The sequence below is a fragment of the Herbaspirillum sp. FG34 genome (assembly GCF_057809315.1).
On record NZ_JBMDJS010000003.1, the window covers coordinates 318,616 to 343,059 of the forward strand.

At 63.4% G+C, this 24,444-nt stretch carries 24 protein-coding genes; 8 read left to right on the forward strand and 16 right to left on the reverse strand.

Annotated features, from left to right (window positions below):
* Window positions 1-169 precede the first annotated feature (169 nt).
* Complete coding sequence (locus ACODSZ_RS05590) at window positions 170-1,069, forward strand: DMT family transporter (RefSeq protein ID WP_008333375.1); 900 nt, start codon at window positions 170-172, stop codon at window positions 1,067-1,069.
* Window positions 1,070-1,144: 75 nt separating this feature from the next.
* On the opposite strand, the gene ACODSZ_RS05595 is transcribed toward ACODSZ_RS05590, so the two are convergent.
* The 6 genes from ACODSZ_RS05595 to ACODSZ_RS05620 form a co-directional block, all read right to left on the reverse strand.
* Window positions 1,145-2,065: an ornithine cyclodeaminase family protein gene (locus ACODSZ_RS05595; protein WP_175343720.1), complete on the reverse strand. Its 921-nt coding sequence runs from the start codon at window positions 2,063-2,065 to the stop codon at window positions 1,145-1,147.
* Between the two features lie 33 nt (window positions 2,066-2,098).
* Window positions 2,099-3,037: a LysR family transcriptional regulator gene (locus ACODSZ_RS05600; protein WP_008333379.1), complete on the reverse strand. Its 939-nt coding sequence runs from the start codon at window positions 3,035-3,037 to the stop codon at window positions 2,099-2,101.
* A gap of 225 nt (window positions 3,038-3,262) precedes the next feature.
* Window positions 3,263-4,312 carry a bifunctional nicotinamide-nucleotide adenylyltransferase/Nudix hydroxylase gene (locus ACODSZ_RS05605; protein ID WP_488927209.1) on the reverse strand — a complete coding sequence of 350 codons (1,050 nt, stop codon included), beginning with the start codon at window positions 4,310-4,312 and terminating at the stop codon, window positions 3,263-3,265.
* A gap of 66 nt (window positions 4,313-4,378) precedes the next feature.
* Window positions 4,379-6,076, reverse strand: a complete 1,698-nt coding sequence (locus ACODSZ_RS05610) for an NAD+ synthase (RefSeq protein WP_488927210.1) — start codon at window positions 6,074-6,076, stop codon at window positions 4,379-4,381.
* A 28-nt stretch (window positions 6,077-6,104) separates the two neighbouring features.
* Entirely contained in the window at window positions 6,105-7,307 is a 1,203-nt protein-coding gene (pncB, locus tag ACODSZ_RS05615) for a nicotinate phosphoribosyltransferase (protein ID WP_488927211.1), read from the reverse strand.
* 29 nt (window positions 7,308-7,336) lie between these two features.
* Window positions 7,337-8,200, reverse strand: coding sequence for a cysteine hydrolase family protein (locus tag ACODSZ_RS05620; protein WP_488927212.1), 864 nt, complete (start codon window positions 8,198-8,200; stop codon window positions 7,337-7,339).
* Between the two features lie 211 nt (window positions 8,201-8,411).
* On the opposite strand from ACODSZ_RS05620, the gene ACODSZ_RS05625 reads away from it, so the two are divergent.
* The 4 genes from ACODSZ_RS05625 (at window position 8,412) to ACODSZ_RS05640 (ending at window position 12,038) form a co-directional block, all read left to right on the forward strand.
* On the forward strand, window positions 8,412-9,074 hold the full coding sequence (locus tag ACODSZ_RS05625; RefSeq protein WP_008333388.1) for an NUDIX hydrolase: 663 nt from the start codon (window positions 8,412-8,414) through the stop codon (window positions 9,072-9,074).
* Between the two features lie 423 nt (window positions 9,075-9,497).
* Complete coding sequence (locus tag ACODSZ_RS05630; RefSeq protein ID WP_488927213.1) at window positions 9,498-10,619, forward strand: polymorphic toxin type 15 domain-containing protein; 1,122 nt, start codon at window positions 9,498-9,500, stop codon at window positions 10,617-10,619.
* Window positions 10,616-11,281, forward strand: coding sequence for a GAD-like domain-containing protein (locus tag ACODSZ_RS05635; protein WP_488927214.1), 666 nt, complete (start codon window positions 10,616-10,618; stop codon window positions 11,279-11,281). The genes ACODSZ_RS05630 and ACODSZ_RS05635 overlap by 4 nt, the downstream gene beginning before the upstream one ends.
* Window positions 11,282-11,348: 67 nt before the next feature.
* On the forward strand, window positions 11,349-12,038 hold the full coding sequence (locus tag ACODSZ_RS05640; RefSeq protein WP_349627558.1) for a GAD-like domain-containing protein: 690 nt from the start codon (window positions 11,349-11,351) through the stop codon (window positions 12,036-12,038).
* A 188-nt stretch (window positions 12,039-12,226) separates the two neighbouring features.
* Here ACODSZ_RS05640 and ACODSZ_RS05645 read toward each other — a convergent pair whose 3' ends face one another.
* The 7 genes from ACODSZ_RS05645 to ACODSZ_RS05675 form a co-directional block, all read right to left on the reverse strand.
* The gene (locus ACODSZ_RS05645) at window positions 12,227-12,451 is read right to left on the reverse strand and encodes a hypothetical protein (protein ID WP_154135013.1); all 225 of its coding nucleotides are present in this window, start codon (window positions 12,449-12,451) and stop codon (window positions 12,227-12,229) included.
* Window positions 12,452-12,566: 115 nt separating this feature from the next.
* Window positions 12,567-12,827 (reverse strand): DUF4148 domain-containing protein, encoded by a 261-nt coding sequence (locus ACODSZ_RS05650; RefSeq protein ID WP_008333395.1) that lies wholly within the window; start codon window positions 12,825-12,827, stop codon window positions 12,567-12,569.
* Between the two features lie 265 nt (window positions 12,828-13,092).
* Window positions 13,093-13,341 carry a hypothetical protein gene (locus tag ACODSZ_RS05655; protein ID WP_241821921.1) on the reverse strand — a complete coding sequence of 83 codons (249 nt, stop codon included), beginning with the start codon at window positions 13,339-13,341 and terminating at the stop codon, window positions 13,093-13,095.
* Between the two features lie 161 nt (window positions 13,342-13,502).
* Entirely contained in the window at window positions 13,503-14,471 is a 969-nt protein-coding gene (locus ACODSZ_RS05660) for a SphA family protein (RefSeq protein ID WP_175343729.1), read from the reverse strand.
* Between the two features lie 52 nt (window positions 14,472-14,523).
* Window positions 14,524-15,291 (reverse strand): coniferyl-alcohol dehydrogenase, encoded by a 768-nt coding sequence (locus tag ACODSZ_RS05665; protein WP_241821919.1) that lies wholly within the window; start codon window positions 15,289-15,291, stop codon window positions 14,524-14,526.
* A 64-nt stretch (window positions 15,292-15,355) separates the two neighbouring features.
* Window positions 15,356-16,825, reverse strand: a complete 1,470-nt coding sequence (locus ACODSZ_RS05670) for a benzaldehyde dehydrogenase (RefSeq protein ID WP_488927215.1) — start codon at window positions 16,823-16,825, stop codon at window positions 15,356-15,358.
* A 24-nt stretch (window positions 16,826-16,849) separates the two neighbouring features.
* Complete coding sequence (locus ACODSZ_RS05675) at window positions 16,850-17,062, reverse strand: hypothetical protein (RefSeq protein WP_175343732.1); 213 nt, start codon at window positions 17,060-17,062, stop codon at window positions 16,850-16,852.
* Window positions 17,063-17,119: 57 nt separating this feature from the next.
* On the opposite strand from ACODSZ_RS05675, the gene ACODSZ_RS05680 reads away from it, so the two are divergent.
* On the forward strand, window positions 17,120-18,979 hold the full coding sequence (locus ACODSZ_RS05680; protein WP_175343733.1) for a sigma-54-dependent Fis family transcriptional regulator: 1,860 nt from the start codon (window positions 17,120-17,122) through the stop codon (window positions 18,977-18,979).
* A 36-nt stretch (window positions 18,980-19,015) separates the two neighbouring features.
* Here the strand turns inward: ACODSZ_RS05680 and ACODSZ_RS05685 are convergent, their stop codons facing one another.
* Window positions 19,016-19,297, reverse strand: coding sequence for a hypothetical protein (locus ACODSZ_RS05685; RefSeq protein WP_488927216.1), 282 nt, complete (start codon window positions 19,295-19,297; stop codon window positions 19,016-19,018).
* A 204-nt stretch (window positions 19,298-19,501) separates the two neighbouring features.
* On the opposite strand from ACODSZ_RS05685, the gene ACODSZ_RS05690 reads away from it, so the two are divergent.
* Entirely contained in the window at window positions 19,502-20,935 is a 1,434-nt protein-coding gene (locus ACODSZ_RS05690) for an MFS transporter (protein ID WP_175343735.1), read from the forward strand.
* Between the two features lie 34 nt (window positions 20,936-20,969).
* Here the strand turns inward: ACODSZ_RS05690 and ACODSZ_RS05695 are convergent, their stop codons facing one another.
* Both ACODSZ_RS05695 and ACODSZ_RS05700 read right to left on the reverse strand, forming a co-directional pair.
* Window positions 20,970-23,429: a DEAD/DEAH box helicase gene (locus ACODSZ_RS05695; RefSeq protein ID WP_488927217.1), complete on the reverse strand. Its 2,460-nt coding sequence runs from the start codon at window positions 23,427-23,429 to the stop codon at window positions 20,970-20,972.
* Window positions 23,430-23,554: 125 nt separating this feature from the next.
* On the reverse strand, window positions 23,555-23,737 hold the full coding sequence (locus tag ACODSZ_RS05700; RefSeq protein ID WP_008333409.1) for a hypothetical protein: 183 nt from the start codon (window positions 23,735-23,737) through the stop codon (window positions 23,555-23,557).
* Between the two features lie 174 nt (window positions 23,738-23,911).
* On the opposite strand from ACODSZ_RS05700, the gene ACODSZ_RS05705 reads away from it, so the two are divergent.
* The gene (locus tag ACODSZ_RS05705) at window positions 23,912-24,442 is read left to right on the forward strand and encodes a cysteine hydrolase family protein (RefSeq protein ID WP_488927218.1); all 531 of its coding nucleotides are present in this window, start codon (window positions 23,912-23,914) and stop codon (window positions 24,440-24,442) included.
* The last annotated feature ends 2 nt before the right edge of the window (window positions 24,443-24,444 follow it).

Here is a 24,444-nt window from a genome sequence, read left to right on the forward strand (position 1 = left end):
GGTACGGTGCCATGCACAGTTCTTCCTCATTCTCCCCGGTGTCTGTTGCGCTGCAGCCAAGTGGCCCGGTACAAAGCTGCCAACTGTACCGGGACGGCTTTCGGAAGTGGCCGTACAATCATCATCCGACTGGCCATCCCGACACCGCATTGCGGTACCGCCCACTTCCATGTCCTCCTCCAACATCGCCAAGCTGTTGCTGCTGGCTGCCATCTGGGGCACCAGCTTCATGCTCATGCGCATTGCCGCGCCGGTCTTCGGTCCCATGCTGACCACCTTCGGCCGCGCCTCGCTGGCCACGCTCTCGCTGCTGGCCTTTGCGCGCATGCGCGGGGTATCGCTGCAATGGCGGCGCAACTGGCTGCCCTACCTGGTCATCGGCATCTTCAATACCGCCCTGCCCTTTGCACTCTTTGCCTGGTCGGCCTTGCACATTCCCTCGGCCTACATGGCCACCATGAATTCGCTGGCACCGATCTTCACGGCCATGTTCGGTTTCCTGCTGCTGGGCGAGCGTCTGAGCCTGCTGCGTACCGGCGCCTTCGTGCTGGGTCTGGTGGGTGTGGCAGTGCTGGTCGGCATCGGTCCGGCGCCAGTCGACGCGCTGGTGGTCGCCGGTGTGCTGGCGGCCATGGGGGCGGCGGTCAGCTATGGTTTCGCCGCCACCTTCACGCGCATGCGCGCCGGTGGCATCCCGCCCATCGCCATGGCCACCGGCAGCCAGTTCGCCGCAGCCCTCTGTCTGTTGCCGCTGGCCGCACCCTCGCTGCCGCATGCCTTGCAAGCGGGTACGCTGCCGGCCCTGCTCTCTGTACTGGTGCTGGGCGTGGTCTGTACCGGTATCGCTTATGCACTGTTCTTCCAACTGATTGCCGCCGAAGGTGCCACCAAGGCCATCACCGTGACCTTCCTGGTGCCGATGACGGCCTCACTGTGGGCCTGGCTGCTGCTGAACGAACCGGTCACCCCGGGTACCGTGGCGGGCATCGCCATCGTGCTCATCGCCACCGCCACCGCCTTGCGGGCCAAACCGGCAGCCGCCGCCAGTGACAAGAAAGTGGCGGCCTGATTCCAGGCTGGGCCAAATAAAAAGGCGCTGCGGGGAAATCCGCAGCGCCTTTTTTTCATGCCACCCGGGTCCGGCTTACCAGCCGTACTGCGCGCACGCCTTGCGATACGCCAGTCCCGCCAGCGCCACATCTTCCAGGCCGATACCGATGGCCTTGTAAATGACGATGTCCTCTTCCCGGCGCTGGTAGGGCAGGCTGCCATCGACGGCCTGCGCCAGTTCCATCACCTGCTCCCAGTCGAACACGCCCGGCGCACACTGCACCAGGTCGCCGGCCTCCTGCTGCGCCTGCGGCTTCCATTCCACGAACAGGGCGGCGGCACGACCGATGGCGGTATCGTCCAGCTCGCGCACGTTGGCCTTGGAGGCACCGACAGCCGCCACGAAGGCGCCCGGGCGCAGCAGCTTGCCATCAAAGAGCGGCGTGGCCGAGCGGGTCACGGTGACCAGCACATCCGCTGCCGCCGCAGCTTCGTCAATGCTCACCACGCGCGCCGACACACCGTGGTTGCGCGTGACCTCCTCGGCCAGGGCTTCGCGGCCCGACAAGCCGGCAATGAGCACTTCCTTGAAGGGCCGCACCTGCAGCAGCGCCGGAATGTGCGAGCGCGCCTGCACACCGGTACCGATCACGGCCAGGGTGACGGCATCCTTGCGGGCCAGCGCGTCGCAGGCCACCGCCGTGGCGGCCGCAGTGCGCAGGCCGGTCATGGCATCGCCTTCCAGCGTGCACAGCGGTGCGCCGGTCTGGCTGGAGAACAGCTGGATGACGAACTTGAACTGGCCCTTGATGGTGGTGTAGACCTTGGCCCCGGCAATCCCGGCGGAGGGGATGACCGCGCCCATCATCGACAGCATCACGCCATTGGCGGCACTGGTGCGTACGCGCCCCTGGTGCGCGCCCTCGGCGGCGTGGGCAAAGGCCTCGCGCATGGAGGCGATGGCGTCTTCGGTGGTCAGCAGTTCGCTGACCTGCTGGTTGGCAAGAAATTTCATTGGGGACCTTGGCTTCAAAAAATGCAGGAGTAATTACGGCGTACCGTGCTCGGCCTTGAGATAGTTCCAAATCCGGTCTATGTCCGGATTGGCGCCATCGAGGCGGCGATAGACGCGGATATCCATCTCGTCGCACCACAGCCCTTGTTCCAGCGCCTCACTGTCGTTCGGGGCGATGGCCAGGGTCAGCTTGCCCTCGGCGATCTCGCGCGCGACCGCGCTGGCCGGCAGCCAGGCGATGCCATGGCCTTCGACGGCCATGCTCTTCAAACCCTCGGCGAGATCGGTCTCGAAGCGACGGAACAGATGCACGCGGCGCGGGCTGGAATGCAGGGCCTTCTCGACGATGCGCGAGAGCGAGGAATACGGGGAATAGCTCAGGAAGGGTTGCGGATCATTGGGCGTGCCCGGCAAGACGTACTTGGGCAATCCGCCGGGCAGCGTCTTGACGTAGGGGCGCAACGGCTCCTTGCCCAGCGAGAGCACGTCATAGCGCTCGGTATCGAGGGCGATGCCCTGCTGGCGATGGTCATAGCACAGCAGCAGGTCGCAGTTGCGCTCCACCAGGGCCATGACGGCATCGTGCACGTTGCCCGCCATGACGGTGGTGGCGATGGCGCCGATGGTCTTTTCGATTTCCGACAGCAGCTTGGGGAAGACCGTCAGCAGCAGCGTATGCGGCATGGCAAAACGCACCGAGGACTGCGCACCGGCCAGCTGGCCGCGCAGTACCAGCCGCGCCTGCATGGACTGGTTGAGCATTTCCTTGGCGATCGGTACGAAGGACTCGCCGGCCGGCGTGAGCGTGCAGGGATAGGACGAGCGGTCGAACAGTTCTGCGCCCAGCCAGGTCTCCAGCGAGCGGATGCGGCGGCCAAAGGCCGGTTGCGTGACATTGCGCAGCTTGGCTGAACGGCTGAAGTTCAGCGTATCGACGACCGAGAGGAAGTCCTCCACCCATTTGATTTCCATCTTCCCTACCCCGTTGGCTTGCCGCGCTGGTCCGGCGGCTTGTCTATGGCGCCGGCCATGTTGTGCGTGGCGGTCGCCCTCCCTTGGAACGCCAGCCACTATACCGAAACGGCATCGACAGCGCCCCATGCCATTTTGGCATGGAGCCTGCCACGACAGGATGAAAATGAAGATGCAAAGGCAATGCTTTCCTCTGCGCAACGGCTGCCGCAACGAGCGCCAGGGTCAATGCCCGCCGGTCAGGTCCAGGAAGGTATCGAGGATATGGAAGTGATCATCGAAGAAGCTCGCCTCCATCGCGGCCAGCTGGTCGATGGGCGTCCACACCGCCTGGGCTGCATCATCGGCGGCCTCCACTTCCGGCAAGTGCTCCAGCCGCAGGTCGAAATAGTAGGCGTGGGTGATGGTGCGCCCGCGCGCGCTGCGGTCAGGATGGTCGAAGATCTTGACGTCCACCAGCGCCTCTTCCAGCGTCACGTCCAGCACGGCCAGGTTGGTTTCCTCGGCCAGTTCGCGCAGGGCCGCCTGCATCAGGCGCTCGCGCTGGTCCAGGAAGCCACCGGGAATGGCCCACAGGCCGCGCCCCGGAAAGCCCTTGCGCTGCACCAGCAGTACATGGTCCGCCGCCCGGATGACCGCATCGACTGTAGTGGAGACCGGTGGATAGGGTGCCGCCGCCCAGGCCGCATGATACTTGCGCAGCTGGCGATGTTCTTCCACCAGCGCCGCGTAATGCGGCAGCAGCGACCAGGCACGCAGATAGTGGCGTACGCTGGACGGTACCAGCGGGGCCAGCACGTCGAGGCTGACCTCCAGGTCCTCGGCCTCGAACCAGACCTTGCGGATATCGGTGGCATCGATGTCACCGGCGCGCGGCAGGGTTTCCAGCTGCCATTGCGGGAAGTGGTGCAGGTAGTAGCTGGAGGCATCCTTGAAATGACCGACCAGCAGCACCCTGGCCTGGGGATCGGTCCGGATGGCGACCAGGCGGCGCACCTCGGCTGACCAGCGGCGGTCGTCGTAGTAATCACGGGTGGCGACAAAGCGCAGGCGTTCACGTTGCCCGGGCGGCATGGCCCCGGCGATCATGGCGGCGCGTTCCTCCCAGGTAAAGGGATTCTTGGTGTTGCGCGCATGGAAGGCCGAGCCCAGTACCACGATGACCGTGGCAGCGCACTCCAGCGCGTGATGCAGCAGATGCAGGTGGCCGTTGTGCACGGGCTGGAAGCGACCGATGACCACGGCGGCGTCGTATTGCGGATTCAGGATGGGCATGTGCTTTCCTTGATGATGCTGACAACAGGATCAAAGGCTGCCGATCATCGTCGCAGCCGGTGCGAGTCAATAGCGCACCGCGATGGGAATCTGCCGCCCGCTGCCAAAGGCCCGTGCGCGCAGGCGGATCACCGGCGGCGACTGGCGGCGCTTGTATTCGTTGCGCGCCACCATGCGACAGATGCGTTCGACCAGCGCCGCCCCGGTGTCGGTTCCCCTGATCTGTTCTACCGCGCTGGCGGCGGCCTGCGCTTGCTCGACAGGGAGGCGGCTGCCTTCGATGTGCCACTTGAGAATCTCGTCGAGCACCTCGTAAGGCGGCAGGCTGTCGGTATCGCGCTGGTCCGGTGCCAGTTCTGCCGAGGGCGCCTTGTCGATGATGGCAGCAGGGATAAGCTCGCGACCGGCCTGCGCGTTGAGGTGGCGCGCCAGGGCATAGACCTCGGTCTTGTAGAGATCGCCGATCAGGCCCAGGCCACCGTTGGTATCGCCGTACAGGGTGCAGTAGCCTACCGAGATCTCGCTCTTGTTGCCGGTGGTCAGCAGCAGGGCGTCATAGCCGTTGGAGTATTCCATCAGGATGGCACCGCGCACGCGCGCCTGCAGGTTTTCCAGCGGCAGCCCGCGCAGGGGTGCGCCGAAGGCCCGGGCGAAGCCATCCTCGAATTCGCGCACCAGGTCGGCAATGGGGTGGCGGAACAGGGTCACGCCCAGGGCCTGGCACAGCGCTTCGGAGTCATCGACCGAACCGGTGCTGGAGAACATCGACGGCATGGTCACCGCCACCACGTTCTGCGCACCCAGTGCCTCAACCGCCAGCGCGATGGTGAGCGCCGAATCGATGCCACCGGAAGAACCGACCACTACCTTGCCGAAGCCGCAGCGGCGCGCGTAGTCGCGCAGGCCGAGCAGGATCTGGCGGCGCTGGAATTCGGGCGTGGCCAGGGTCTGGTCCTCCCGGATCGGTTCGCCCACACCGTCGCTGCGCAGGAAGCGTCCGCTCTCGAAGGCGATGATCTGGAAATCCTCGGCCAGGCGCGCCGCCTCGAAGGCCAGCCCCTGCAGCGGCGACATGGCGAAGGAGCCGCCGTCATACACCAGCTGGTCCTGCCCGCCGACCTGGTTGACGTAGAGCAGCGCCATCTGACGGCGCAGGCAGGCGGCCTGGAACAGGGCGTGGCGCTGGCTGCGCTTGCCCACGTCCGACGGGCTGGCATTGATGGAGACCACCAGTTGCGCATCGGCCTGGGCCAGCTTTTCGAAGGGATTGACGCGGTAGCTGCGCAGGTCGTCGTTCCAGCCATCTTCACAGATCAGGAAGCCGACCCGCAGGCCCTTGATGGGCAACACACAGGCGGTCTCGGGACCGGCCTCGAAATGGCGGCCATCATCGAAGACGCCATACACGGGCAGCAATTGCTTGTGATACTCGGCCACGATGGCACCCTCGCGCACGGCCAGCAAGGCATTGAAGAGCGGCTTGCCGGGGCCGGGATTGCGGCGCGGCGCGCCGATGACGACAGTCAGTCCCGGCAGCTGGCGTGTAGCGTCTGTCAGCTCTTGCAGCGCCAGTTCGGCCTGCGCCAGAAAGCGCGGTTCTTCCAGCAGGTCGCCGGGGTAGTAGCCGCAGATCGAGAGTTCGGGAAAGACCAGCAGGTCGGCACCGGCCTGGGCGGCCCGTTGCAGGCCATCGAGATGGAGCGCCAGGTTGCCGGTGAAGTCACCGATGGTGGGATTGCATTGGGCGATGGCAATGCGAAGCATGATGTGTCCTTTCTGCCGCCGCAGCGGCTCAGGCAGGGGTGGCCGGCACGGCGATGCCGAACAGCTGGCGCAGATAGGCCAGGAAGGTTTCGTCCTTGCACAGGGTCTTGCCCGGCGAATCGGACAGCTTGGCCACGGCCTGGCCGTTGCAGGACGAGAGCTTCATGACGATGTTCAGCGGCGCGATGCCGGTGTCGTTGCTCAAGTTGGTGCCGATGCCGAAACCGGTCATGGCACGGTCGGAAAAGTGACGATACAAACGCAGCGCCTGCGGCAGGTCCAGACCATCGGAGAACACCAGGCGCTTGGTATTGGCATCCAGGCGTAGCTTGCGATAGTGCGCCAGCGCCTTCTCGCCCCATTCGAAGGGATCGCCGGAGTCGTGCCGCAGGCCGTCGAAGAGCTTGGCGAAGTACAGGTCGAAGTCGGCCAGGAAGGCATCCATGCCGACCACGTCGGTCAGGGCCACGCCGAGGTCGCCGCGGTATTCCTGCACCCAGTCTTCCAGCGCAGCCTTCTGGAAATCGCGCAAGCGCACGCCGAAGGACTGATAGGACTGCAGGTATTCGTGGGCCATGGTGCCGATGGGCACCAGCTGATATTTTTTGGCGAGCCAGACATTGGAAGTGCCCTTGAAATACTGCGGCAGCTCGCGCGCCAGCGTGGCCACCACTTCCTCCTGCCACGCAGCGCTGTAGCGGCGGCGCACGCCGAAGTCGAAGAACTCGAAGGGATGACGGCGAGGCGGCTCGGCAGCGAAGGCCCGCAGCAGCCCGATCTTGTCCCGCAGGCGGCGGCTTGCTTCCCCGAGTGCCGCAGCCGATCCGACGCGGCGGAAATACAGCTCGTTGACGATGTAGAGCACGAAGATCTCGAAGCCCATCACATGCACCTGCGGACCGCGCGCCACGATGCACAGGCGCTCGCCCTCGGTGCTGACCTCGATGAACTTGCGCTGGAAACGAAACAGGGCGAGGAAATCGATGAAGTCACTTTTCATGTAGCGCAGCTGGGCGAGGTAGTCCAGTTCATCGCTGCCAAAGTGCAGGTTGCAGAGGTGATCCAGCTCGCGCTCCACGTCCGCCTTGAGTTCGGCCAGCGGGAATTGCGGCTGGTTGCGGCACACGAAGGTGTACTCGGCCTGGGCACCGGGATGGCTGTGCAGCAGCGCCTGCCACATGGTGAACTTGTAGAGATCGGTTTCCAGCAGACTGCGAACGACGGGTGCCATGATGGGCACTCCTTTCAGACGTGAATGGATCAGGCGTTGGCTTGCAGTTCCTGCAGCACCTGCTCGGAAGTGGCCAGGCGCACACCGGCCAGTGACATGGCGGCCAGGAAATCCTGGTACTGCGCCTCGAAGCCGGCCACCGGGCTCATGCAATCGGTCACCAGCACCAGCCGGGCACGGCCGGCGGCATCGAGGTTGGCGGCGATGTGCTCGGTGGTGGCGCGCACGCAGTGGCTGCCCGCCTCGCCGGTGATGTAGACGGTATCGGCCTCGCCCAGGGTGGCGATGAAGCCACGGTTGAGCTGGGTGGCGGGATCATCGTCATCCGGCACTTCGGCCATCACGGCCGAATAGTGCTCGGTCCACGGGTTGCTGCCCTTGCCCAGCTTGGTGACCACGCCCAGCGTGCGTTCTTCCCAGCCGTTGTAGGCGGCGCGCACATCGGCGTGGACCGCCCCGCCCCAGCTGCCGATCTCGCAGTGCACCGGCCAGACCATGAGGCGATAGCGTCCGGCGGTTTCCAGCGCATCGAGATAGGCCAGTGCGCGCGGCAGCGCTTGTGGATCGCGTGGCAGGTAAATGCCGGCACGCACCTGCGCGGCCTCGATCTGGGTGAAAGGCGTGACCGCCGTGCCATCGGCTTGCTGCCAGAACGTGGGGTGAGCGATGTCCAGCCTGTGGTGCGCATCGAGGGTGATGCTGATGGCCGAGAGGCCCTCACCGCCCTGGTCGATCAGACGCGCCACGCGTTGCATGTCGGCATGGCTGCCTGCCACCGGCAGCGCTGGTTGCAATACCCCGCCGGTGGCCGGGTCCACCGGCAACCAGTGCGCCGGCAGATCGCAGAAATCGTTTTGCGGATCGATCACGAGGAGATGCAGGGAGCGCTTCATGGTGTCCACCTTTCGGAGTGCGTCGGGTTACGGTGAGGCCAGTGTAGACCACTTAATTTACTTTTGCAACTAACAAAGATTTCGTGAATTTTCTTTATTTTCCCTTTAAATGGCCTTTACAGGCCATCCAAGATTCGAATTACAACAAATAGATTCACAATGACACTAAGTACCTTTAGACTTCCCCCACTTGGACAAGGCGAGGATAAAAATGGATCCGGTGATCTGTACAGTCGATGTGGCATTGCTCACGCTCACAGCCGAGGGACTGGAGGTAGCACTGCTCAAGCGCGAACATGCGCCCTTCAAGGGGGTAGCGGCGCTGCCGGGCGGCTATATCCATGCGCGCACTGACGTCGATGCGCGCGATGCCGCGCGCCGCGTGCTGCTGGACAAGACCGGCATCGCCGCGCCCTATCTGGAACAACTGGCCACTTTCTCCGGCGCGGCGCGTGATCCGCGCGGCTGGTCGATATCGATCGCGTATTACGCGCTGGTGCCGGCCAGCACCATCGCCCAGGCCGAGCGGGACGAGATTCGCCTGCACAGCGTGGACCGGCTGCCGCCCCTGCCCTTTGATCATGGGGACATCATCGAGATGGCGGTCTCGCGCCTGCGCAGCAAGAGCCAGTACTCGTCCCTGCCCTGCCATCTGCTGGGCGATGTCTTCAGCTTGCCGCAGTTGCAGCGGGTCTATGAAGTGCTGATGGGCGAGAGCATCAACAAGGTGAGCTTCCGCCGCAAGATGACCGAGATGGACATGCTCGAACCGGTCGATGGCCAGTTCGAGAGCGGGGCGCATCGTCCGGCGCAGCTGTATCGCCTGAAGCCCGCCTTCCGTGAACAGTTGCAGTTGCTGGAGCGCGGGCTTTGAGGATGGCAAGCCGCAACGTGAGCGGCCCAGGGACATCGCTGGGTGGACTGCTCATTGGTCGTATCTTCAGCAGTTCGTAGCCGCAGTCATCATTCGGGAGTTGCTCGTTTCCACAAGGAAACATTACAATGCGGGCCAGTGTTGCATCAGGGAGGGATACTTGATGAGCACAGGATCTTCGCATGCCCAAAGCATCCCCGGGTCTGGAACAGCTGCTTCCGGACCATCCTTACGCCCGCATTCTGCGGCGGGCTTTTCCGTATCACCCCGTCTCCCAAAATGAACCGTTAGTCAACCAGCTTGCGACGGCGAGAGCTTGTCACGCGACTTCGCGCTTGCTCTTGCGCACTTGGCCGATCAGACCTGGCTTGAATTCAACGACTTGCCCTGCAACCCGGTCGATAAGACGCGGGCTGCAGTGTCATGACGACCAAAGACGTCATCCTCGAACAGGCTGACAGGTCGTTCACGCACATCGAGCCGCACGGTGGCGGAGCCAACGCAGCCATCAAGGCAGAGACTGCGGCCGAGAAAACGTTTTGGCAGAAGTCCGGTCCTTGGGTGCACGGCGTGCTGGGCGTTGCCAGTTTCGTTCCTGGATTGTCGATCATCACGGGTGCGATCGATGCCGCCATCTATACCGCCGAGGGCGACTACGTTGAAGCCGGGATTGCTGCGGCGAGCATGATACCGGGCGGGAAGGTGGTCACCACCGTTGGCAAGGTCGCCAAACGCGCAGTTGGTATGGCAAAGGGTGCAGGAACGGCATCCCGAGTCGGAAAGGGGGCGCATGAGGCAGAAGAACTTGCCAAAGCGGCCAAGTCGGCAAAGGAAGCAGAGGAAGCCGCCAGGGTTGCCCGCGAAGCCAAGGTCGCCAGAGAAGCTGCGCCTGGACCCCAAAAGCCCAAGGACCCGAAGAAGGATGTCACCGTCAAGGCCCGGCCGTTCAAAGTGCCTTGCTTCCATCCGTATGACAAGAAACAATTCATGCGGATGAGCAAGGAAGAACAAAAGGCGTTTCTGAAGGAAATGGCGGAGCAACTTAGACGTCAAGAGGAGGCAATCAATAGTCTGACGGTTAGCGAATACGCGATGGCCAGGGACGCGTTTAAGAAAATGAAGCGTAATCCGGCAGCCAGCGCGGCGCAAGAAATTCATCGGAAAGGGTTCCTTGAACAAATGTCGCAGAGTATTGGCAACAGCCTGCGTGACGACGGCATGCACCCGACCGAAGCGAAAACACGGGCCGGAACTCGTGCAAAAGAATTGATGGAGAAGTTAGCCGCTTTACATGAGCCAGACATGGTCGCCGGGGGTTGGATGCAACACAAGACTGCGAATATTGGCCGCGCTGACGTGAACAAGTCAATTGGAGCAAGCTGGAACCAAGCTTACACGCCGCCTGGAAGTCGGAATTCAGGGCAGAAGCCGCTAACCAGGGTGCAGGAGATGGATCGAGAAGCCCAGCATGCGATTGATAACGGTCGTGGAAATCAAAAAATGAATGTCAAATTGGAACCTTGCCGTGGCAAGGGAATGAGATGAGAGACGAAGACTTTGAGTATTTTATTAGTAACTTTGGCGAGGCTACCAAGAGCTCACCGGTTCCCCCTGAAAGCCTTGAAAAATGGTGCGGGAAGCTGCCAGATCAGTTATTGAAATACTGGGAGCAAGAAGGATGGTGCGAATATGCGAATGGCCTCTTTTGTACAGTTGATCCCGATGACTATGAAGACCTCGTTGATGAGTGGCTAGCCGACACAGGATTGGACGAAATTGATGCGTTCCACGTAATTGCAAGGACTGCATTTGGCAAACTCTACCTGTGTGGCGAGAAAACCGGATGCAGCACCACGATTCATTGTGCGCTCAATATGGTCACTGCTCTCCAGAATGAATTGAGAACAAAAACTAAGGAACGCCAGGATTCTTCAGTCCGTTCGTTCTTTGCGTTCAGTGAGCGGGCCAATCTTGACATGGACGACGAGAACGGGCAGTCGCTCTTCGAACGTGCCAGATCCAAATTAGGTCCACTTGAGCCGCATGAGATCTATGGATTCGAGCCTGCTATCGTGCTAGGAGGAAAAATCCTCCTCGAAAATTTAGCCAAGGTGAATGCCAATGTGCACTTGACGATACTCCGCCAGTTCGCGGAGCCAGAATTGCCATTCGCGGGATTCGATATTGAAAAGTTGCTCGACTCTTGAAACGTCTCGTGGTGAGAGAGCAAGCCAACATCCAGCCATTCATAGATGTAGCCACTCCCGCGGTGAAGTGAATCAAGCCAAGGCGATGATGATGAGAGACGAAGACTTCGAATATTTTATTAGTAACTTTGGCGAAGCAACCAAAACCTCCCCGGTACCCGCCGCAAGCCTTGAAAAGTGGCGCGGTAAGCTGCCAGATAAGTTATTGACATACTGGGAGCAAGAAGGATGGTGCGAATACGCAAATGGTCTATTTTTCACAGTTGACCCTGATGACTATGAAGACCTCGTTGATGAGTGGCTTGCAGACACAGGGTTGGACGAGATTGACGCATTCCACGTGATTGCAAGGTCTGCATTTGGTGGTCTTTATTTATGCGGTGAGAAGACGGGGCGTAGCGTCACGATTGATTGTGCCGTCAATATGATCTCTGCTTTAGAACATGAATTGAAGGAAAAAACCAAGGAGGACCTGGATTTTTCGATCCGCTGTTTTTTTGCGTTCAGCGATCCAGATCGGTTTGAAATGGAAGACGAGAACGGACAGCCGCTCTTCGAACGCGCCAGATCCAAATTAGGCCCGCTTGAGCCGCATGAGATCTATGGATTCGAGCCTGCCATCGTGCTAGGAGGAAAAATCCTCCTCGAAAATTTGGTCAAGGTGAATGCCAACGTGCACCTGACGATTCTCCGCCAGTTCGCAGAGCCGGAACTGCCATTCGCGGGAATCGATATTGAAAAGTTGCTCGATTCTTGAACATGCAGCCATTCGTCAATGCCGCCGCCTCCGCATTGGGACGAATCACACTGAGCGAATGTCCAGAACCCATCCATCGACAACAGCCCTCCCCCCGAAAACCGCCATCGGCATCGGCGCCAAAAAACAAAGCGGCGCACCCACAACAGGTGCGCCGCTTTTTTCATAGCGAAATTCTTGAGCCAGGCTCAGGCACAGCAATTGCCGCCGGTATCGGCACAGCGTTCACGACGCTGCAATTCACGGCGGTGGCGCACGCGCTGCGAGACGCGATAGACGGCGCGCTGGGTCAGCATCATGGATAGCGTACTCAAGCTGAACTCGGCGGCAATGAGCAAACCGACCAGAGCGGCAAATTGCAGGTAGATCCGTGGATACACGGAGAGGCTACGCGAGAACAGTTGATGCAGCATGATGAATTCCTCTTTCTTGTTTTACGTGCCGGGGTTCCTGCGTCACACCAGTGACGATGCAGCGAACCGCGATGCGTGGCCGATCAAGCCGGCCCACGCATCGGATGGCCCTGCATCAGGCACCAGCGTAGGTCGAATCGGCGGTGCTGTCAGCAGTCTGCACTTCACTCTTGACGGGACCGTTGCCGAGAACCGGGAACACCGAGTCAGGCTGGTTGGCGATGCCTTGTGCCTGGGCGCGGGCCAGGTCAGCCTTCACTGCAGCGCGGGTGGTGTGCGAAACGAAAGGCTGGTCGACCGGGTATTGGGCTTCAGCGAAAGCGACCGACGAAGCGGACAGGGCCAGGACAGCGGCGATGATGGTCTTTGCGGACATGATGTTTCTCCTTGAATGCGTTAAGTGGACTTGAGTCAGGTTCATTACAGTTCAGTGAGCACCTGGCCGGGATGTCGGTCGGCCGATACCACTCTCTAGAAGCGCATCGTTTCTTGCGTTGCGATGTGGTTCATCGATGGACTGAAGTCTACGGAAGAGCGCGAAGGAGAAAAACCATGCTGGAGAGAATTGAGTGTTCCGGGTTCTGGAACAATCGTCATTGCCTATCAGAGCGATAGTCCGGAAATGAAACAAAGCCGCGACATCAGGTCCACTGACGCTGGCTTGCGCGCAGGGGCCGGGTGTATTCCTCGTGCTGCGCTTGCCTGACTACGGGCTTGGCATGATCGGCCTCGGCCGCAGTACGGGACGTCGGTGAGCCAGGCTGCGAGGATATCCGCGCAGGGGGCATGGGCAGCTGCGGCGGACGCTCCACCGGCGGCAGGCGTCCACCCCCGAGAGACTTGCGCAGGCGCGCGGGCTGGTCGGTAGTGGATGGGGTGGTGGCTGGCATGGTGCGGATCTCCCGTCTTGTCGCGGCAAGCAAGCGTGCCGCGTTGTCATTGTCGAGACCAGTATCACGCCGGAAAGGCTTGCCGTTAAGCGGACAACGGCTCTGCCTGCTGTAGGAAAGCAGGCAGAGCCGCAGCGGACCAGGGAGCCAGATGCGCCGGATCAGAAATGGTGATCGTAACGGATCTGGAACTTGCTGTTCTCGGCCCGGTTGCGTACGGCAAATTCCTGGTACACGTTGAAGAACAGCAGATCGCGATCAGACAATTTCACCATCGCTGCCGGCCCCAGTCCGACTACGCGCTCGCGACGCCCCGCCACATCGCTGCCGTTGACCTGGGTATCGGTGATCTGCTGCAGCCAGTAGCCCGCCGCACCGATGGTCAGATTCGGATTGAGCACGTACTCGGCGGAGAAGTTGGCATGCACCGCCTGCCCCGCCTGGGTGGAACTGACGTTGTTGCCAAAGGCCGCATTGGGCGAGTTGTTGCGGGCGTTCCAGAGATAGTGCAGGCGCCAGCTGAAACTCAGGTTCTGGCTGGCCCACAGCGTGCCGGCCCAGTAAGGATCGAAGGACCAGGCATTGCTGCCCGGATTGACGGAGGCATTGCGGTCATAGGCACCGGTCGGCAAGATGAACTGGAGTTCGAAACGCTGCGCATAGCGCGGCCCTTGCGCCCCCATGACGGGGTCGAACTGCACGGACACGCCGGCGCTGATGTCGCCCACGCCGGTATTGCCGCGAAGGATGGCATTGCTGGCGCCATCGTCGACCTTGGCATGGGCCACCCACGGCACCAGTACCTGGAAGCCAAGTTGCTTGTTGCCGAATTTCGCTCCCGGTGGCACGTAGATGAACTGGCTGATGGGCGCGAAGACGCTGATGTCCTGGGTGGCAGGAAGGCCCAGCCGCTTGCCGTTGTTGTCCAGCAGTCTGGTGGCCTTGGTGTAGGTGAGGTATTCGACGAAATAAAAACCGGGACCGCCGGGCAGCGGTGCGCCATCGAAGAAGCTGGTGCCGCCCAGGTTGACGGCGGGCTGGTCGTAGGCGCTGGCCAGCGCGGGCAGCAGGCTCAAGGTCAGTGCCAGCCACGCCGCACGTCGGCGGGCGGGTTGTCGCTTGTTGCTCATGTTGTCTCCTTGTGTTGTTGTGTTGTTGTCGTTCGGGCCCCGTTGCAGCGACTCACAGATAGGTCGACGCCAACCCGCCATCGACCGGCAGGTTCACGCCATTGATCCAGCGGCTGCCGTCATCGCACAGCCAGACGATGGCCGCGGCGATCTCGTCCGGATAGGCCGGGCGCTTCATGCGGTGGGCATCCTTCTGCACGCGCTCCTGCCCGAGCATGGTCACGAAGTCACCCAGGATGGGGGTGAGCACCGGACCGGGGGCGACACTGTTCATGCGGATCGCATGCTGGAGGAACCAGGGCTGGGCCTGAGCCATGCTCCAGACGATGAGCGCCTCCTTGAAATACTGGTAGCAGTTCTCCTGCGCGACCGGATGCTGCGCCAGCCATTCGGCGCCCGCCGCAAAACCAGCGGTCTGGGCCAGCGCCTTGTGCTGTTCCAGCCGCTTGGGCCACTCGGCACCAAGGATGGAGGCCACGTTGACGATGGCACTGCCGGGCGGCATGCGACGGATCAGCAGTTCGGTGAAATGACGCAAGCCGAGATAGTTCACGCGCGCAACCAAGTCCACCGGCGCGGTGCCGGGCACGCCGGCCACGTTGCACAGGCCATCGATCTGCTCGGGCAGTTGCGCGACGACGTCATGGATGGCATCGGCGCTGGAGAGATCGGCCTGCACGAAGGCTGCCATGCTGATCATGGGCGCATTGCGATCTACCCCGATCACGCGGGCGCCCTGTCCCCGCAGCAGCCGGGCGGTCTCGGCACCGATGCCGGAAGAAACGCCGGTGACGACGATGGTCTTGTCTTGCAGTGTCATGCTGGTCTCCTTGGATAATGATTTATATCGTTCAACTTCTTGCTGCTGCATCCATGCAATGGCTTCAGAAGGGATACGGCGTGGCCTGCTCCTTGACCGTGATCCACTTCCATTGCGTGTATTCTTCCCAGTCCGCCGGTCCGCCCACGCTGGTGCCGTTGCCGGCGATGCCGGGGCCACCGAAGGGATTGACGCATTCGTCGTTGACGGTCTGATCGTTGACGTGGACCATGCCCTGGCGCAGCCGCGCGGCCACCCGCATGGCCCGCGCCAGCGAACCGGAGATCACGCCGGCGGCCAGTCCGCCCTGGTTCTGGTTGGCCAGGGTGATGGCCTCGTCCTCGGAACCGACGGTGATGACGCTGGCCACCGGACCAAAGATTTCTTCATCAAATACGCGCATGCCCGGTCGTACGCCGGAGAGGACGGTCGGTTGATAGAACAAACCTTCATATGCGCCTCCAGCCAGCAAGCGCGCGCCTGCCGCCACGCTGTCCTGCACCAGTCCATGCACGCGCTGCAGCTGGCGCGCATCGATCAGCGGACCCAGGGCCACCTGGCCGCCGGCGCCATCGCCCACGGGCAGGTGGCGCGCCTTGTCTACCAGTCGCTCCAGCAAAGCCGGGGCCAGCGAGGCATGGACCAGGATGCGATTGGCCGCCATGCAGATCTGGCCCTGGTGCAGCCAGGCGCCCCAGGCGGCGTTGCTGGCTGCGATATCGAGGTCGGCGTCGTCGAGGATCACCAGCGCATTGGCGCCGCCCAGTTCCAGCGAGACCTTCTTGAGATGTCGCCCCGCCAGTTCGCCGATGCGACGGCCCACGGCGGGCGAACCGGTGAAGGCGATCATCGCCACCTGGGGCGCCGTCACCAGCGCCTCGCCCGCCTGTGCGCCACCGGGCAGAACGTGCAGCAGTCCGGCGGGCAAACCCGCTTCCTCGAAGACGCGGGCCAGCATGAAACCGCCGGAAATCGGCGTACGCACATCCGGCTTGACCACCACCGCGTTGCCCGCCGCCAGCGCCGGCGCGACCGTGCGCAAGGTCAGGATCAGCGGGAAATTGAAGGGCGAGATCACCCCGATCACGCCCAGCGGCGCGCGCCGCGCGATGCTCAGTCGTCCGGGACTGCCGGGCAGCAGCTGGCCCTGGGCCTGCAAGGGCATGGCGGCGGCAAGATGGCACAGGGTGATGGCCTCGCGTACCTCGTGCTCGCCCTTGAAGAGCACGCCGCCGGTCTCGCGCGCGACCATGCGCGCCAGCTCATCGAAGTGCTGCTGGAACAGCGCAGCGGCACGCCGGAAGATCTCGGCGCGCTCACGTGGCGGCCGCGCCAGCCAGTCGGCCTGGGCCGCCACGGCAGCCTGCACCGAGACGGCCACATCGTCGGCACCGGCCAGGCCGACGTCGGTCAGCGGCGCGCCGGTCGCGGGTTCGATGACGGTGGTGCCGTGGGCGGTTTCTTCCCAGCGACCACGAAACAGGTGGCGCTGCCAGCGGGCAGGATCAAGCAAAGGGGTGGATGGCTTGGACATGCAGGTCTCCTTGGTAATGGCCGGTCAATCCGGATCAGCGGCCATTCTGCAAAGCCTGTGCCACCGCGCGATACGCCACTGCATGCGGCTTTGCAGCAAGCTCATCCATCCGCACCCCTTGCTGTCGGATGGGTTTTTCGGGGCGGAAAATTGCTGCGTCGGAAGCGGTTTCTTGATGCACTGCAGCTTGCGCATTTGCACAAATTCACCAACCATCAGCCCACTGAATTTCATCATTTGATGAACTGCGCCATCGCGGCGCGCGCTTGCCGAACCCTTGCCAGGAGCCCGTCCATGCCGCCATCCCAGCGTATTTCCCTTGCCGAGATGGTGCGCAGCCAGGGCACGGCCGCGTCCCCGGTCCAGCTGAGTTCGGCCAGTACCGACCGCTGGAGCGTGGATGCCCATCCGACCCTGTCGGACCTGAGCGAATGCCTGTTCTTCTCTCCGGGCGATGGCCGCATCTGGCTCAATGACCAGCGCATGCTGCTCATCCACAGTCGCAGCATGGGCACGCTGCGGCGCGAGCTGATCGACAATCTCGGCATCGACAAGGCGCGCGGCCTGCTGACCCGCGCCGGCTACATCTCGGGGGCGCGGGATGCGCAACTGGTGCGCGAACGCTGGCCCGAGGCTGACCCCTCCACCATCCTCATGGCCGGGACGCGGCTGCATACCCTGGAGGGCGTGGTGAAGGTGGTCCCGGTCAGCTTCAGCTACGACCCCGAGACTGGCCGCTACGAGGGCCAGTTCCTCTGGCACAACTCCAGCGAAGCCGATGAACACCTGGCCGCCTATGGTGTAGCCACCGCACCCTCCTGCTGGCAGCAGATCGGCTATGCCATCGGCTACGTCAGCACGCTGCTGGGGCATCTGGTGATCTTCCGGGAGGTCGAATGTCGCGCCATGGGCACGCCGCATTGCCGCGTGATCGGCAAATCGGCCGAACTGTGGAGCGATGCAGAGGATGACCTGCGCTACCTCAATGCCCAGGACTTCGTCGGCAGCGGGATGCTGGCCACCGATGGCGAGATGGCTGGCGAAGGTACAGCCGGGCCCGATATCGAGGCCATGGAGGCTGATCTGACCCGCGCGCTGGTGGGCACGTCCTCGGCCTTCAACGCCGCCTGCCACCTGCTCAATCGCGTAGCCGCCACCGATGCCACGGTGCTCTTCACGGGGGAGTCGGGCGTGGGCAAGGAACGCTTTGCGCGCATGCTGCACCAGATCGGTCGCCGCGAACGCCAACCCTTCGTCGCCATCAATTGCGCCGCCATTCCCGAGACTCTGATCGAAACCGAACTGTTCGGTGTGGAACGCGGCGCCTACACCGGGGCCACGCAGTCACGCGCTGGCCGCTTCGAACTGGCCGATGGCGGTACGCTCTTCCTCGATGAAGTGGGGACCTTGAGCCTGGTGGCGCAAGGCAAGCTGTTGCGCGTGTTGCAGGAGGGAGAATTCGAGCGCGTCGGCTCGAGCCGTCCACTCAAGGTCAAGGTGCGCGTGGTGGCCGCCACCAACGAAGACCTGGCGCTGGCGGTACGTGAGGGACGCTTCCGCCAGGATCTGTTCTTCCGGCTCAACGTGTTCCCGATCCACCTGCCCCCGCTGCGCGAGCGACGCGACGACATTCCGCTGTTGATGAATCACTTCCTCAAGTTCTACGGTCAGCGCCATGCCGTGGCAGTGCGCGGTTTCACGCAACGCGCAGTGCAGGCCCTGCTCAACTACAGCTTTCCCGGCAACATCCGGGAATTGCAGAACCTGATCGAGCGCGGCGTGATCCTGGCCCAAGGGCATCCACTGGATTTGCCGCACATGTTCATCAGCGGCGAAACGCTCAATGACGAGGTGCTGTCCCTGGCCCTGCAGGGTGAGGGCGAAAGCGAGCGGGGCACGCTGGCGGGACGGCATGGCCGGGGCCGCGATCCGGCATCGACCTCAGCGTCTCCCGCAGGCAGCCTGCTGGAGACGGTGCAGCAATGGCGCGGCACACAGAAGGAGACCGATGCGCCACTGTCCCTGCCCGCACTGGAGCAAACCCTGATCGCCGAGGCCATCGCCCGCGCCGGAGGCAACCTCTCTGCGGCGGCACGTCTGTTGGGAATCACGCGGGCACAGCTGGCTTACCGCCAGCAGAAAGGGACGCCTTAGGGCCCGGGCGGTGCCGGGAAAGAAAGCGCGGGAGCGTCAGGCGACGTTCTTGTAGGGACTGGGCCGGTCAGCCTCTTCGTCCACGATCTGCATCTCGCCGATGCGGTTGCGCAACTCCTCCCAGGGATGAATGGGCAGGTTGTCATCGCGGGGCCCGGACTGCAAGCGGGCGGCAAGGTCCTCCACATCCTGCGTCACGCGCTCCTGCCAGCGGCGTTCCAGCGCGATGAACAGCGCAATGGCCGCGACCAGCCCGAGCGAACACAGCGCCAGGGCGGCATAGATGGCGTACTGCATGATGTCGTCGAACCAGTCCATGTCCTCCCCGTCGTCGTTGTCTCAGGTCATGCGGCGATGGTAGCGCGCGGCCTCGCAGGTGCCCATCAGGAAATGTCTGAGACACCCGGCGCGACAGGCGGCCAAGCTCATCCACAGGAACCGGCGCCGCCGGCACACGGTCTGCCGTTCAGGCCCGGGCTGCAGGATGCACCCGACCCGTATTCCCCGTCCACGGAGCCCCCGATGATTGCCACCCCGTCCGCCAACATCCCTGCCCGCCTCGACCGCCTGCCGTGGTCGCGCTGGCACTGGCGCGTGGTCATCGCCCTGGGTGTGGCCTGGGTGCTGGACGGGCTGGAAGTGACCCTGGTCGGCTCGCTGGGCAGCGTGCTGGAGCGCAGCGATACCCTGGCGCTGGATGCGGCCCAGGTCGGCTGGACCGGCTCGCTCTACATCGCCGGTACCGTGCTGGGAGCACTCATCTTCGGCCGCCTCACCGACCGCCTGGGACGCAAGCGGCTCTTCATGCTCACGCTCATGCTGTACATGGCGGCCACCCTGGCCACCGCCTTTGCGCAGGATTTTCTGTTCCTGGCACTGTGCCGCTTCGTGACCGGCCTGGGCATCGGCGGCGAATATGCGGCCATCAACTCGGCTATCGATGAGCTGGTGCCCGCGCGTGTGCGTGGACGGGTGAACCTCATCATCAACGCCAGTTTCTGGATCGGGGCGGCGCTGGGTGCAGGCTTGTCGCTGGTGATCCTGGATCCGCAGGTGATGGGCCCCGCACTGGGCTGGCGCGCATGCTTCCTGCTGGGCGCGGTGCTGGCGGTGGCGGTACTGCTGGTGCGCCGGCATGTACCGGAAAGCCCGCGCTGGCTGCTCATGCACGGCCGCCACGCCGAAGCCGAAGCCGTGGTGCGCAGCATCGAAGCGCAGGTCGAGCAGCAACACGGAGCCCTGCCCGCCGTGGACCACGCGCCCGGCGCAGCAGCCCAAGGTGGCGCGGCAGGCAGCGGCATGCTGCCCTGGCGCGAGATCGCCCACGTGCTGCTGCATCGCTATCGCCAACGCAGCGTGATGGTGGCGCTGATGATGGTGGCCCAGGCCTTCGTCTACAACGCCATTTTCTTTACATATTCGCTGGTGCTCACGCGCTTCTTCCAGGTGCCGGACCATCGCGTGGCGCTCTACATCTTTCCCTTTGCACTGGGCAATGTGCTCGGGCCGCTGTTGCTGGGCCATCTGTTCGACAGCATCGGCCGTCGCCGCATGATCGCGGCCACCTATCTGCTCTCCGGTGCCGGACTGGCCGCCACGGCCTGGGCCTTCAATGCCGGGCTGCTGGATGCGCGCTCGTTGGCGCTGTGCTGGAGTGCGGTGTTTTTCGTCGCCTCGGCGGCGGCCAGTTCGGCCTACCTCACCGCCAGCGAGGTATTCCCGCTGCGCATGCGTGCCATGGCCATCTCGATCTTCTACGCCATCGGCACCGGCGTAGGCGGATTCCTTGCCCCGGTGCTGCTGGGCTGGCTCATCGCCAGTGGAGACCGCCATGCGGTGGCCGCAGGCTATGCGCTGGGCGCATGTCTGGCGCTGCTGGCCGGGGGGTGCGCGCTGCGCTTTGCGGTGGATGCGGAAAGGCGCACGCTCGAAGAGGTGGCGGAATGGAAAACCTGAGCTGATGAGAAAGCCATCCTGTCATCAGCCGAGCTTATGACAGGATTTTTTCCGCAATGCCCGCTCCCAGCGGTGCCAGCAAGGCCTGCAATTCCTCTTCACCGAACTTGATGGTGGCGGTGTCATCGCGGCCCAGCATGCCATCGGCCAAGGCGGACTTGCGCGTTTGCAGTTCGAGCAGGCGTTCTTCGATGCTGCCCTCGATGACCAGCTTGTAGACCACGACCTGGCGCGTCTGCCCGAGCCGGTGCGCGCGGGCAATGGCCTGCTCTTCGACGGCAGGATTCCACCACGGATCGACCAGCACCACCGTATCGGCGGCAGTCAGGTTCAGGCCGACCCCGCCGACCTTCAGGCTCACCAGCATCAGCGGCACCTCACCGCGCTGGAAGCGGGCGATCACACCGCTGCGGGCGGCCGGCTCGGTGTCACCGGTGAGCATCAGGCAAGGCAGTTGCAGCGTCTGCAGTTGCGCCTCGATCAATGTCAGCATGCTGGTGAATTGCGAGAAGACCAGGATGCGCCGCCCCTGCTCCACCAAGGACGGCAGGGTATCGCACAGCCACTCGATCTTGGCGCGTTCCAGTCCGCGCGGCATGCGGCCCTGCTTCAACAGATAGGGATCGCAGCAGACCTGCCGCAACTTGAGCAGCGCATCCATCACCGTGACCTGGCTACTGCCCAGACCGCGCCGCTCCAGCGCGCGGCGTACCTGCTTGTCGGCGGCAATGCGTACGCTCTCGTACAAGTCGCGCTGGCGCCCCTGCAATTGCAGGCGCTCGACGATCTCGATGCGGGCGGGCAGCTCCTGCAACACATCCTGCTTGCGCCGACGCAGGATGAAGGGACGTACGCGCTGGGCCAGCAGGCGCGCGCGCACGGTTTCTCCCTGTTGCTCGATGGGCTTGCGCCACAGTCGCGCAAAGCTGCGTGCATCGCCGAGAAAGCCCGGCATGAGGAAATGGAACTGGCTCCACAATTCGCCCAGGTGATTTTCCAGTGGTGTGCCGGTCATGCACAGACGATGGCGCGCATGCAGACGACGCGCGGCGGCGGTGCTGCGGGCGGAGGCATTCTTGATGGTCTGCGCCTCGTCCAGCACCAGCAGATGAAAGCGCAGCGACAGCAACAGGTCGAGGTCGCGCCACAGCAAGGGATAGGTGGTCAGGACCAGGTCAGCCTGTCCTTGGGCAACGGCGCTGACATGCTGCGCACGCTGCTGGCCATGCAGCACCCTCACGCGCAGGGTGGGGGCGATGCGCTGCGCTTCCTGCTGCCAGTTGAACAACAGCGAGGTCGGCACTACCACCAGCGCAGGCAGGTCGAGCCGTCCCTGTTGTTGCTCGATGAGCAGATGGGCCAGCAGCTGCGCAGTCTTGCCCAGGCCCATGTCGTCGGCCAGGATACCGGCCAGGCCATGCTGGCGCAGGTACTGCATCCAGGCCACGCCCTGCAACTGGTAAGCGCGCAGGGTCAGACCCAATCCCCCGGGCGCGGCCACCGGCGGCACACTGCCGGCGGCGCGCAGGCGCCGGGCCAGTTGCAGCACGCCACCGGCACCGCTCAGGTGCCAGGGCGCGCCACCGTCCAGCGTCTGCAGACTGGTCTGCAGGCTCTCCAGACGATGCGCATCCCAGGGCGAGAGTGGCAGCGGACCTTCCTTGCGCTTGAGGTCGACCAGCAGGTCCAGCAGTGCCAGCACCACTGCCTTGAGCGGACCGGCCATGGCATCGATGCGACGACCACCGGGAGCGCGCAGGGAGATCACGGCGTGCGGGTCCATGCGCTCTACCTGTTGGGCATCGGCCCAGCGCGGATCGCGGCGCAGCAGGTCGGCCACCATCGGCGCCACATCCAGGGTCTGGCCATCGACCTCGATACCCATCGACAGCAGCCAGCGACCACTGGGGTCCAGGCCGTCGAAGATCTCGCTGGAGAAGGGGCGCGGCAGCAAGGGTGCGGCCACTTCGCGCGCGCTGACCTCACCGGTCTCGCTGCTGACGATGAAGCGCCATGCCGTGACCGGGACGCTCTCATGTGCAAAGCCGGGACGCACGCGCAAAGTCCAGCCCATCTGCTGCAGACGTGGCGCCTGGTCGGCCCAGAAATCGCCGAAGCTTTCTTCCAGTATCAGAGTCCACAGGGGACCGGCGTCGTGCAGGGGATTGTCGGCACGCCATTGCAGGGCATCTTCCCGCAAGGGCAGCAGGCCCATCTCTCGAAGGATCTCCAGCGCGTTGGACTCGGCAACAAGGTCACGCACAACATGGGCTGGCGTGTACGTGAGCTCGTCATCAGGATGGCCCACGGGCGCCGGCGTGCTCCAGCGCTGCGCGCCTTGACCATAGACCCAGTCGATCTGCGCCACCGTCACCATGCCGCCACGTGGCCCGAACAGCCCATGCGCACGCATGCCCAACAAGCCGTCACCACGGGTGAGCGTCTGCAGGGTCAGGCGGGGATGGAATGCGCTGGAGGAATGCGAAGCGGACATGCGACCGGGGCAAGAACGGGGAAGCAGTCATTGTAGGGCGCTTCAGCGCCAGGCGTGCAGGAGCGCGGATGAAACCGCTGGACGTCCTGCGCATGCGCATTACGCATGGGCAGTGACGGGACCTCTTACCGGGCGGGCGGCGTGATGCAGAAGTCCAGCATCATCGCGAAGGGTGTGCGGCCCTCGCCGGTAGCCCATACCCATACGGCCCAGCACAGCAGGCTGCACACCAGCAGCAGAGCCAGCACGATGTGCAGTCCGGATGCCTTGCGCAGGAAGCCTTCGACGCGGTCAAACAGGGCGGTCATGGAGATAGATGCAGAAATGGAAAAACTTGGGAGACCTCATTGTAGCCAAGGCCCCGGCCCGATGAAATGGGACAAATTGCCGCAGTGTCACGCTGGCAATATCCCTGCGTCGCACCGTGGGGGAACTCTGTTACCCTGACGCATTGTTCCTTCGCTACTTGCCGCCTCGCCATCATGACCACTGCCCTGCTCATCATCGATGTCCAACGCGCCCTTTGCACCGGTGCGCAGGCCGTTGCCGACGGCGACGCCACCATTGCCAACATCAACCTGCTGCGGGCAAATGCGCGTGCGGCGAGCGTGCCGGTGATCTTCGTACAACACGAAGACGGCGGCTCCTTGCAGCACGACAGTGACGGATGGCAACTTGCACACGGACTGCATCACCAGGCCGATGACCTCTACCTGCGCAAGCGCGGCTCGGACGCTTTCCACCAGACCGCGCTGGAATCCCTGCTGCGCGAACGCGGCGTGACGCGCCTGGTGATCTGCGGCATGCAGACCGAGTTCTGCGTGGAATCCACCGTGCGCCGCGCGCTGGCGCTGGGCTTTGCGGTGACGCTGGCCGCCGGAGCGCACACCACCGCGCCCAATGGCGTGTTGTCGGTACCAGAGGTGGTGGCACATCATCAGGCTACGCTGGCCAATCTGGGGGCGTATGGCGTGCGCGCTACCATCACGGCGGCCTGCGATGTCGCCTTCTGATC